Source organism: Mesorhizobium sp. M1A.F.Ca.IN.020.06.1.1, assembly GCF_004023265.1.
Classification (GTDB): domain Bacteria; phylum Pseudomonadota; class Alphaproteobacteria; order Rhizobiales; family Rhizobiaceae; genus Mesorhizobium.
Map to the genome: position 1 here is coordinate 1 of NZ_RZSR01000093.1, position 10205 is coordinate 10205.

Here is a 10205-nt window from a genome sequence, read left to right on the forward strand (position 1 = left end):
GGCGGAGGAGTGGCCAAACTTTGACCTACTTCGCCATGGTCGATGCGGTTTCGCGTCCGCATCTGGCCGAAGTTCAGGCGCTTTCGGCCCTGGCCTGTGCTTGAGGCCTTCCAGCAACGAACACTGAACAGGGTTCCAAACGTCTGGGCCGTGTGGCCTAGCCAATTTTCTTAATTAACGTCGCTTAAATCTGAGGTTCATTCCAGGGCGGGATTGAATGCGATCAGAAGCAGGTCTGACTGATTTATTCGGTGCAGGATCGCGCCGCTTAACGATCTTTCTACGCGCTTTGATCGTACTGAAGATCGCGTTGTTGTTCGCCTTGGCTTGGAATTGCCGATTCGTCATGGACGAATTTGGTCAGCTTGGATACGCGAAGCATTTGTTTAATGGGCTGTTCGCCACCGTGCAGCCAAGCAAGGCGGTCGGTTCCACCGCCTTTTACAAGCTGGCTCACCTGATCGGTTGGGATGCCACGTCCATTCTGCTTGTCGGTCGTATGCAGACCGCGTTGCTGGCATGCGCGACCATTGCTTTGGTCTACGCCTGCGCTCGCGCGCTTGGGGAGGATCGGGTTCGTGCCTTGGCCATTGTCCTCGTCCTCTTGTGCTTCTCGAATTTCATGGAGCGCATCTTTCGCACTATCGCCGAACCGCTGGCGGTGTTCTTCGCCGCAGGGGCGCTGCTGGTCGTGCTACGGGCCCGTGAATTGAGGGGATGGCAGCTTGTCGCTGCCGGCGCCTTGAGCGGCCTGTCGTTTCTCGCAACGCAGAAATCAATCTACTTCAACCTTGCGCTAGGCCTTGGCCTGGTCGCCGACGCGGCTTTGATGAGACGCTACCTGGCAGGCATGGTCCGCGGGGCATGGCTCGTGCTGGGATGGACTCTGCCTATAATCGCATATTGCTTCATCTTCGGCGGCGCCGACCCTGTTCCCATCGCCAAGAGCTTGGTGTTCGGCCCTCTTGAGGTCGCAACGCGCGGCGGCGGTGACTACGGGGGGCTGAGGCGCTTCGTGGTTCAGACGCTCGCGCGCAATTATGTTCTTTACGTCTTCTGTTTCGCCGGCATGGCTCTGTCTCTGATACAGATCATGAAGCTCGACGAGCGGAGGCGAATTGCGCTGATCTTCTCTGTCGTCATCACGGTGCTGGTCTTCGCGCACGACCAGCCGTGGCCCTACGTGTTCATCATGGCGTTGCCGTTCATGTCGCTATGGTCGTTGACAATGCTCGACGGCCTCGCAGCCCGCGCGCGTTATCTGCGCCTGGCGTGGATAGCCTTGGTCACGGCGATGGCCATAAGCTTCGTTGCCAATATACTTTACTTTCGCTTCGACAATACGGCCCAACTTGAGCTGGTGGCGCGTGCGGAGTCATTGCTTGCACCCGACGAGCGGTACTTCGACGGCATAGGAATGTTGCCCAATCGAATGGAGCCAACAACTTTGTGGCTCGACAAACACTACGTGCTCGCGACCTTGCGGGAAAGCGGGCGTTCCGAGGCTTACAATGTGCTTAGCAAGTCTCGCCCGAAGCTGATCCTGTGGTCCTACCGGATGGACTATATCTATCCGGTAGTCGCGCCCCTGATTTTGAACAGCTATGTCCGTGTGGCGCCAAACCTCAGGATCGCTGGTTTCCGCCTGCAACCCGGTGAGCGGAAGATCTTTGATGTTCCTATTGCTGGAACTTATGCGCTCTACAGCGCCGATGGAACGCCTTTGCGGGGCCGGGTCGAAATCGACGGCACCGTGCTTGATCCGCCATTTCACCTTGCGATCGGGCCAAAGACCGTAACATTACGCAACGGTGCGGGCGAAGCCCTGCTGCTGCCAGCGGGCTCTTACGCCGGACATTTCAAGGCCGGCGGCGACAACGATCTTCTATTTGATGGCGTCTACGATTGAGCGATGAGGCGAGTGATGACGGTCCCGCCGACGCCAGTTCGCAGGCAACCCAACCGGGCGTCTGACCTGGCAGCTAGGAGGTCGCGACTTCGGCAGGCTGAGGCGCCTTGCGCTGCAGGTTGAGCAGATTGCCGGTCAGGATCAGCAAGGCGCCCCCGGCGGTGAAGACATCGATCTGCTCGTTGTAAAGCAGCCATCCGATCAGCGCAGACAGCGGCACGCGCAGGAAGTCCATCGGCGAAATGACGGTCGCATCGGCGTGGCTGAGCGCGCGGGCCATGCAGAAATGGGAGGACATGCCGGTGAAGGCGACCACCAATATCGACGGCCACAGTTCGACTGCCGGGTTGCGCCAGACATAGAGCGCCGGGACGAGGCCGACCACGGACTGAATGATCAGCATCCAGAAGATGATGCGTACGACGCTGTCGGTTCGCGTCAGCGACTTGACCATGACCACCGAGACGCCGAAGCACATTGCGGCTCCCAGCACGACGAGATGCCCGGGATCGACCGAGCCGACGCCGGGACGCACGATTATCACCACGCCGATCAGCCCCAGCACGATTGCCGTCAGCCTGGCCCGCGACAGCCTTTCGCCGAGAAAGCTCACCGCCAGGATCGCCGTCCAGATCGGGGTCGTGAACTCGATCGAGATCAGCACGGCCAGCGGAATCAAGGTCAGCGCATAGAGCCAGGCGGCCTGGCCGGCATAGTGGACGACGTTGCGGGCGATGTGGGCGAGCGGGCGCTGGGTGCGCATCGCCCTAAAGCCGCCGCCCGTCAGCACCAGCGGCAGCAGGATGAAGAAGCCGATCACCGAGCGCAGCTCCAGCACCTGGAAGACATTGAGCGCGGCCGTCGCGGTACGGCCAGCGACCGACATCGCCAGGAACGAGGCGATCGACAGCGCCATCCAGAGCGCGGCCTTGGTGATCGAGGGAGCGGACGCCATTGGCGCTATGTCGCAAGACCGTCGTTGTGCCGCAACCGGTAGTCGCGGCATTCGACTGGGCCAGACGGCCGCATTCCGGCTCAGCTTCCGGCGAGCGACAGTGCGCGGGCGCGCTCGCGCAGCAGCTCAAGCAACTGGTTGCGACGCGGCTCCGGCGTATCGACCGGCAGCACAAAGCAAAGCGTCGTCTTGATGGCGCCGTGGCTGTCGCGGATGGGAGCCGCCATGCACCAGGTGAAACGGTCGGCGAGCGCCGAGGTCTCGCTGAAGCCCTGCCGGCGAGCCAGGTCGACATCGGCGAAGAATTCGTCGGGAGCAATGACCCGACCGTCGGGGAGTTCGTAGTCGGCGGCAGGAATGAAATTCTTGAGTTCCCTCTCCTGCATATGGCCGACCAGCAGCCGCCCCGACGCCGTCCAGGGGATCGGCACCTCGACGCCGACATCGCTCGAGATGCGGAAAGGGCCGGGAGAATCCCGGCAATCGAGAACGACATACTTGTTGCCGCGCAGACCACAGAGCTGAACGGTCTCACCGGTCTCGGCCGCCATCCTGTCCAGCGTTTCAAGGATGCGGCGATAGTGTGCGTTGTGATGCGAGTACGCCCATCCGAACAAGTGCATCGCCCGCCCGAAATAGACGTAGCCCTCGGACCCGACATTTTCGAGCATCTCGGCTTCGAGCAGGCTGTTGACGATCTCATAGGTCGTCGAACGGGGTGCGTTGATCATCTTTGCGATGTCGCCGATGCGCATCGGCGCGCGATGCTTCAGCAGGGCCTCGAGCAGCATGATGACGCGGTCGATGCCGCGGCGGCGCTCGCCGGCCTGCGGTTGTGCCCCGGCGCCTGCCTCGATCAAACCAGTTGCGCCTTCGCTCATGCCAGCCGCTCAAAAATCATTTTCGGCTCTCGTCTCAAGACGCTTGAAAGATGTCAAGGCTCAGTCTAGCATCCCGTCTGTCCGATATACAGACATGTTGTCTGGAATATCGGATAAACTAACGAGCCGGGCAGAAGAAGTCCAGCCGACGAACGAGCGGTTTCCGCGACGCGGCAACCGCGGTGTTTCGCCGTCCCGACTCCGCACGTCCGGACAAGAGCTACAGAAGGGGAACTGTCATGAAGAAGTCATCGTTTTTCGCATCCGTCAGCGCCTTTTGCCTCGGTCTCGTCCTGGCCGTCGGTGTCGGCTCGCAGGCCGATGCGGCCGCGAAGTGCATCAAGGGCGACCGCAAGGCGCCGTATACGATCGGCTGGGCCAACATCTATTCCGTGCCGACCTGGATGAAGCAGACCCAGGGCACGATCGAAGCCGAGGTCGAGGCGCTCAAGAAGCAGGGGCTGGTCGACAAGCTGGTCGTGACCGACGCCCAGGGCGACGCCAATGTGCAGATCCAGCAGATCCAGTCGATGATCGATTCCAATGTCGACGCCATCATCCTGATCGCCGGTTCCTCGACCGCTCCGGCGCGTGTGATCGCGGATGCCTGCGCCAAGGGTATCGCGATCATCAACTTCGACAGCCTGGTCGATACCGACCAGGTGACGGCCAAGGTCAACACGGATTCCTCGCAGTGGGGCGACCAGGCTGCGAAGTTCCTGATTGACGCCATCGGCGGCAAGGGCAAGATCCTCATCCTCAACGGCCCGGCCGGCGTTTCGGTCAGCGACGACCGCCGCAAGGGCGCCGATGCCGAGCTCAAGGCCCACCCCGACGTGAAAATCCTCGCCGAGACCAACACGCCGTACAATGTCGCGCCGGCCCAGGAAGCCGTCACCAGCCTGCTGTTCGCCAATCCCGAGATCGACGGCATCCTGTCGCTCGGCGGCGCGCTCTCGGCCGGTGCGGTGCTCGCGCTCGACAAGCAGGGCCGCGACCAGGTGCCGATCACCGGCGAGAATGCGCGCCAGTTCCTCGAGCTGTGGAAGGAAAAGGGCCTGAAGAGCTGGGCGACCATGCAGCCGAACTGGCTCGGCGCCTTTGCCACCTACACCGCGGTCCAGGCGCTGGAGGGCAAGGACGTGCCGGCCTTCGTCAAGATTCCGCTGCCGGTCATCGACAATTCCAACATCGATCAATACCTCGCCCGGGCGAAAGATTTCCCGGCTGACGGCTACATCTATTCGCCCTACGATGAGGAGCTGTTCAAGAAGCTGCTGGCGCAGAAGTAGGCGAAGGGTCGCAGCATTGACCATGGCTCCGCTCCTTGCCGCGCGGGGGGTGTCGAAGGCGTTCTTCGGCAACCCCGTCCTGCGCGACGTTTCCATCGCTCTCCAACCGGGCCGCGTGCATGCGCTGCTCGGCGAGAACGGCGCCGGAAAGTCGACCTTGATCAACCTCCTGTCGGGCGCCTTGCGCCCGGACAGCGGGACCATCGAGGTCGATGGGCGTGCCGTGGCACGCATGACGCCAGCGCTCGCGCGACAGGCCGGCATCGCCGTCGTGCAGCAAGAGCTCAGCCTGACGGCCAGCCTTTCGATAGCCGAGAACATCGGCATCGGCGCCTATCCCAAGCGCTTCGGGCTGGTCGACTACAAGGAGCTTGCCGCGCGGGCGAAGGCGGCATGCAAACTCGTCGGCCTCGACGAGCCGTTGTCGACACCGGTTGGGAATCTATCTCTCGGGCGACGGCAGATGGTGGAGATCGCCAAGGCTCTCTATCGCCGGCCGCGCGTGCTCATCCTCGACGAGCCGACCTCGTCGCTCTCGGCGACGGAAACGAAAATCCTCACCGACCTTTTGGGACGGCTGCGTGGAGAAGGCGTGGCCATTCTCTACATCTCGCACCGGCTCAACGAGGTGATGGCGCTCTGCCAGCATGTGACGGTGCTGAAGGACGGCGCCTGCACGGCCGACCGGCCGCTGGAGGGAACCGATGCGACTGGATTGGTGCGCCTGATGGTCGGGCGCGACCCCGGCGATCTCTTTCCGAAATGGCAGCCGTCGATATCGCCCGGCGCCGCCATCTCGGTCCGCGGCTTCTCGGTCGGCCTGATGCACGACGTCGACCTCGACATCGGGACCGGCGAGGTGCTGGGCATAGGCGGCCTGGTCGGTCAGGGGCAGGAGGATCTGCTGCTCGGTCTTTATGGGGCCATCCCGGCGAGGACGGTTTCGGCGACGGTAAACGGCGTGTCGGGCCTGCCGGGTAATGTGCCGAAAGCCAACGCGCTGGGGCTCGCCTATGTGCCAGCCGACCGTAAGCGCGAGGGCCTCCACCTTATTCATCCGATCATCACCAACATGATGTTGCCTTCCCTCGCAAGACTTTCGTCGTTGAAGCTGCGCAGCCGCAAGGCTGAACGCCAGAAGGGAAGGGATCTCGCCGCCCAGCTTTCCATCAAGGGCGACCTGCAGCGTCCGGCGCAGGCCTTGTCGGGCGGTAATCAGCAGAAGGTCGCGCTGGCGAAGTGGATGCCGCACGATCCGCTGGTGCTGCTGCTCAACGATCCGACGCGTGGCGTCGACGTCGAGACCAAGCGCGAAATCTATCTGATGCTTCGCGCCTTCGCCGCCGCTGGCAAGGCGGTCGTGCTGCTCAGTTCCGATACGCCGGAACTGGTGCATCTATGCGACCGCGTCGCGGTGGTTCGTGAAGGCCGGGTCGCCAGGATGCTCGAGCGTGCCGCGCTGAGCGAGGAAGCCATCGTGTCGGCGGCGATGGGTGCAGAGAGGCGGAAGGTGGCGGCATGAGCATCATTCCATCCGCGAGAGCCGACGGCGCGCTCTACTGGCAGGTGCAGGCGCGCCGCAACATCGGCGTTCGCAGCCTCTTCCTGGTGGTGCTGGCGTTTCTCATCGCTTATGCCGTGCTTTTTCCGGGCCTGTTCACGGTCTCCGGCTTTGCCAAGTTCACCCAGAGCTGGTTCCCGCTGGCGCTGGTGGCGATGGCGCAGGCGATCCTCATGCTCACCGGCGGCATCAGCCTTGCGATCGGCGCGACCGTCAGCCTCGGCGCGGTCATTGCCGCGACCAGCATGGGCGGACCGCTGGGCGTCGCCGGCGGCGCGGCCGCCGTGGCGCTTGCCGGGCTCGGCATTGGCGCCGCGACCGGCTTCATCGTGGTCAGGCTGCGCCTGCCGGCGATCGTGGTGACGCTCGCCGGCTCGTTCATCATCGGTGGCGCCGCACTGCTGATCCTGCCGAGGCCTGGCGGCTCCATCCCGGCTTGGCTGTCCGACCTGCTTGCCGGCGACACGCCAGCGGCGTTCGTGCTGCTGGTGGTGGTCGTCCTGCTGTGGAAGCTCTATCTCGCCACGCCGCTTGGATTGAGCCTCTATGCCGCCGGCGAGAATCCGGTCGGGGCTTACCGTTCCGGTGTGCCGGTCGACGCGGCGCGTGTGGCCGCCTATGCGATCAGCGGCCTCTTGTCGACCGGCGCCGGGCTGTTCGTCGCCGCGCAAACGGGCTCTGGCGATCCGGTCATCGGCACCGCCTTCACGCTCAATTCCATTGCCGCTGCCGTGCTTGGCGGCATTGGCTTTCTCGGCGGGCAGGGCACCATGCGAGGCGCGCTCGCCGGCAGCCTGCTGCTCAGCCTGATGATTAGCGTGATGTTCTTCCTCGGCTTCACCCCGGTAGCGCAGTATGTCGCGCAAGGGCTGATCATCATCGGCGCGGTCGCCATCCCGCAATTCCGCAAGGTGCAGCAATGACAGCGTGGACCGATAGCCCCGGCGGCAGACGCGCCAGGGCGATCCTCACCAGCCGACCGTTCCTCACCCTTGCCATCGTCGTCGCAGTCTGGATTGCGGCGAGCATCGCATCGCGCGGCTTCGGCGCCTACGGACATCTGCGCTACCTGGTAGAACTTGGCGCGGTGATCGGCCTCGTGGCGGCCGGGCAGACCTTCGTGGTGATCGCCGGCGGGATCGATCTCTCGGTGGCAGCGATCGTCACCGTCAGCGCCATCAGCCTGCCGCTGCTGTCATGGCAGGCCGATCCGACCGGCCTTGCCTCCGTGCTCGCGGTGCTTGCGCTGACCACAGCTATCGGCGTGGTCAACGGGTTAGGGGTGGCGCTGCTGCGCGTCCATCCGATGATCATGACGCTGGCCATGGCGACATTCCTGCAGGGTCTGCTGATCATCATTGCCGGCGGCAGTGCCGTCACCGCCGAGAACCCGCTGGTTCATTGGCTTGGCAATGCGCGGCCGGCCGGCATCCCGGCTGGCATCCTGCTATGGATCGCGGTTTCCGTGCTCGTGCTGACACTGATGCATGCAACGCCTTTCGGCGCCCGCATCTTCGCCATGGGCGCCAATCCGCTTGCGGCTTCGCTGTCGGGCGTGCCGATCACTTCCACGACATTGGCTGTCTACGGCATCAGCGGATTCACGGCGGGGCTCGCGGGCGTGCTGGTGCTCGGCATGAACGGGCAGGGCTATGTCGGGATCGGCGATCCTTATCTGCTCGCCTCGATCGCCGCAGTGGTGCTTGGCGGCACCTCGATCCTCGGCGGGCTCGGCACCTATGCCGGCACCATCCCGGGAGCCGTCCTGCTGGTGACGATCACTGCGCTGATCACCGTGGTCAATGCATCGCCCGGCTGGCGCAGCATCCTGTTCGGTTCGCTCATCCTCGGGCTGCTGCTGCTCTCAGGCAGGGAGCAAGCCCGGCGATGACCCGGCGTCCAGGCGATAGATGCGAGCGGCGTTGCCAAAGAACAGCGCCGCCTGCTCATCCCGGGAAAGATCGGCGGTGATGACCTTGAAGCTGTCATATACCTCATCGAACGAGGCGTGCAGGCCGGCGACCGGGAAGTCGGAGCCGAACATGGCGCGCTTCATGCCGAAGCAGTCGATGCAATGCAGAACGATCGGCCGCAGACTTTCGAGCGTCCAGTCATGATCGTAAGCGACCAGGTCGGAGATCTTGATGGCGACGTTGTCGCGCTCGGCCAGCCGCCGCAGCCCGTCTCGCCATCTCTGCAAGCCTTCGGGATCACGGTCGATCGGGCTGCCGCAATGGTTGAGGACGAATTGCTGGTCGGGAAAGGCCGCGGCGAGGTGCGCTGCCTCGGCCAGTTGGCGTGGAAACACCATCAGGTCGAAGGAGAGCCCGTACCGGGCGAGCGAGCCAAGGCCGGCGCGCCAGGCGGGATCGTCCATTATGCCGTCGCGAGCGGCGAAGCGGCGGGCGGGATCAGGGTCCCAGCTCAGAATGTCGCGTATGCCGATGACGCGGTCGAACGCGGCCTGCGCCTCGATCAACTCCGCCGCGTTGTGGCTCGCCAACGGCACATGGACGACGTAGCGCGCCGCTACGCCGCACGACTTGTCGAGCGTCTCGAGCCAGCGGGTCTCGCCGACGCTGTCGTCGCTCGCCCAGCCGGCTTCGACATGGACGCTGGCGACGACATGGTGCCGGGCGGCGTCGCGCAGATAATCCTCAGGCAGATAGTTGCGGCGCAAGGCATCAAGCTCGCCGAGGCCGCCGCGTTCGCCGGCAGAGGCGGTCAGCCAGGGATGGCGGCCGAGGCTGAGATCCCAGAGATGGTGATGGGCGTCGATGATGGGTCCGGAGTAGGGATTTGGCACGCGGTTCCCTCAGGCCTTGGCCGGCAATCGGTTGAGCCATTGTTCGGCGACGGAAGGGTTAGCATCGGATGAGCGAGAACACACCGGCCCAATCGCTTGTCGTGCATGAAAATTTCATGCTCGACGATCGTATCCGTGGCGTGCCCCCCGGCACGTCCGGATTGGATTCCAGCCTGGCCGGACAGCAAGGCTGGCATCCGGCCGATGGCCGCATGTCGCTGCCGCTGCTCACCCTTGACGAAGCGGCCTTCGCCTCAAATCGCGACTTGTTCCTGCGTTATGCGCGCGAGCAGGGCGCTGCGGTCGCGCCGCATGCCAAGACGCCGATGGCGCCGGATCTCGCCCATTCGCTGGTCAAGGCCGGTGCCTGGGGCACGACGGTCGCCGATATAAGGCAGGCAACGGTGATGCTGAAGGCGGGTCTCTCGAGACTGATCATTGCCAACGAGGTCGGCGGCGCCGGTGGTGCAGGCCGGCTCGCGAAACTGACTGGCGCGTGGCCGGATGCCGAGCTCTATGTCTTCGCCGACTCGGTCGCGGCTGTGCGGGCACTGGCGAATGCGTGGCGGGCAGCTGCCGATCTCCCGCCGTTGCGTGTCCTGGTCGAGCTCGGCGCGGCGAGGGCGGGCGCACGAACCACGGCCGAGGCCGAGGCAATCGCCGATGCCGTTGCGACCGGCGGACGGCTGCGCATTGCCGGCGTCGGCACCTATGAAGGCGCTGCCGCTCAACCTGATCCGCTGCGCACCGATGAAGCGGTCTCTGCGCTGCTGGCATCGGTGGGCGACATGTTCCTCAGGC

At 64.1% G+C, this 10205-nt stretch carries 9 protein-coding genes; 6 read left to right on the top strand and 3 right to left on the bottom strand.

The window, feature by feature from the left end; all coding sequences use genetic code 11:
- Positions 1 to 217: 217 nt before the first annotated feature.
- Positions 218 to 1909: a hypothetical protein gene (locus tag EOA60_RS06715; protein ID WP_127335283.1), complete on the top strand. Its 1692-nt coding sequence runs from the start codon at positions 218 to 220 to the stop codon at positions 1907 to 1909.
- A 73-nt stretch (positions 1910 to 1982) separates the two neighbouring features.
- On the opposite strand, the gene EOA60_RS06720 is transcribed toward EOA60_RS06715, so the two are convergent.
- Together EOA60_RS06720 and EOA60_RS06725 are read right to left on the bottom strand one after the other, a co-directional pair.
- Positions 1983 to 2864 (bottom strand): DMT family transporter, encoded by an 882-nt coding sequence (locus EOA60_RS06720; protein ID WP_095826097.1) that lies wholly within the window; start codon positions 2862 to 2864, stop codon positions 1983 to 1985.
- 80 nt (positions 2865 to 2944) lie between these two features.
- Complete coding sequence (locus EOA60_RS06725; protein WP_095826096.1) at positions 2945 to 3745, bottom strand: IclR family transcriptional regulator; 801 nt, start codon at positions 3743 to 3745, stop codon at positions 2945 to 2947.
- A gap of 239 nt (positions 3746 to 3984) precedes the next feature.
- Between EOA60_RS06725 and EOA60_RS06730 the strand changes: the two genes are divergently transcribed.
- Genes EOA60_RS06730 through EOA60_RS06745 form a run of 4 tightly spaced genes read left to right on the top strand, consistent with a single transcriptional unit; the run spans position 3985 to position 8489 of the window.
- Positions 3985 to 5037 (top strand): ABC transporter substrate-binding protein, encoded by a 1053-nt coding sequence (locus tag EOA60_RS06730; RefSeq protein ID WP_095802192.1) that lies wholly within the window; start codon positions 3985 to 3987, stop codon positions 5035 to 5037.
- 22 nt (positions 5038 to 5059) lie between these two features.
- Positions 5060 to 6559, top strand: a complete 1500-nt coding sequence (locus EOA60_RS06735; RefSeq protein ID WP_095826095.1) for a sugar ABC transporter ATP-binding protein — start codon at positions 5060 to 5062, stop codon at positions 6557 to 6559.
- Positions 6556 to 7521, top strand: coding sequence for an ABC transporter permease (locus EOA60_RS06740; RefSeq protein ID WP_095826094.1), 966 nt, complete (start codon positions 6556 to 6558; stop codon positions 7519 to 7521). Before EOA60_RS06735 ends, EOA60_RS06740 begins: the two co-directional genes overlap by 4 nt.
- Positions 7518 to 8489, top strand: coding sequence for an ABC transporter permease (locus EOA60_RS06745; RefSeq protein ID WP_095826093.1), 972 nt, complete (start codon positions 7518 to 7520; stop codon positions 8487 to 8489). Before EOA60_RS06740 ends, EOA60_RS06745 begins: the two co-directional genes overlap by 4 nt.
- On the opposite strand, the gene EOA60_RS06750 is transcribed toward EOA60_RS06745, so the two are convergent.
- Positions 8463 to 9404 carry an amidohydrolase family protein gene (locus EOA60_RS06750; protein WP_095826092.1) on the bottom strand — a complete coding sequence of 314 codons (942 nt, stop codon included), beginning with the start codon at positions 9402 to 9404 and terminating at the stop codon, positions 8463 to 8465. The two genes, EOA60_RS06745 and EOA60_RS06750, sit on opposite strands and share 27 nt — an antisense overlap.
- Before the next feature lie 68 nt (positions 9405 to 9472).
- Here EOA60_RS06750 and EOA60_RS06755 point away from each other — a divergent pair.
- On the top strand, positions 9473 to 10205 hold a 733-nt coding region (locus EOA60_RS06755; protein ID WP_206628106.1), incomplete at its 3' end, for an alanine racemase.

Excerpts from the sequence above, each read along its gene's own strand:
- EOA60_RS06745 (WP_095826093.1), top strand. The coding sequence starts at position 7,518 with ATGACAGCGTGGACCGATAGCCCCGGCGGCAGACGCGCCAGGGCGATC.
- EOA60_RS06715 (WP_127335283.1), top strand. The coding sequence starts at position 218 with ATGCGATCAGAAGCAGGTCTGACTGATTTATTCGGTGCAGGATCGCGC.
- EOA60_RS06720 (WP_095826097.1), bottom strand. The coding sequence starts at position 2,864 with ATGGCGTCCGCTCCCTCGATCACCAAGGCCGCGCTCTGGATGGCGCTG.
- EOA60_RS06730 (WP_095802192.1), top strand. The coding sequence starts at position 3,985 with ATGAAGAAGTCATCGTTTTTCGCATCCGTCAGCGCCTTTTGCCTCGGT.
- EOA60_RS06740 (WP_095826094.1), top strand. The coding sequence starts at position 6,556 with ATGAGCATCATTCCATCCGCGAGAGCCGACGGCGCGCTCTACTGGCAG.
- EOA60_RS06725 (WP_095826096.1), bottom strand. The coding sequence starts at position 3,745 with ATGAGCGAAGGCGCAACTGGTTTGATCGAGGCAGGCGCCGGGGCACAA.
- EOA60_RS06735 (WP_095826095.1), top strand. The coding sequence starts at position 5,060 with ATGGCTCCGCTCCTTGCCGCGCGGGGGGTGTCGAAGGCGTTCTTCGGC.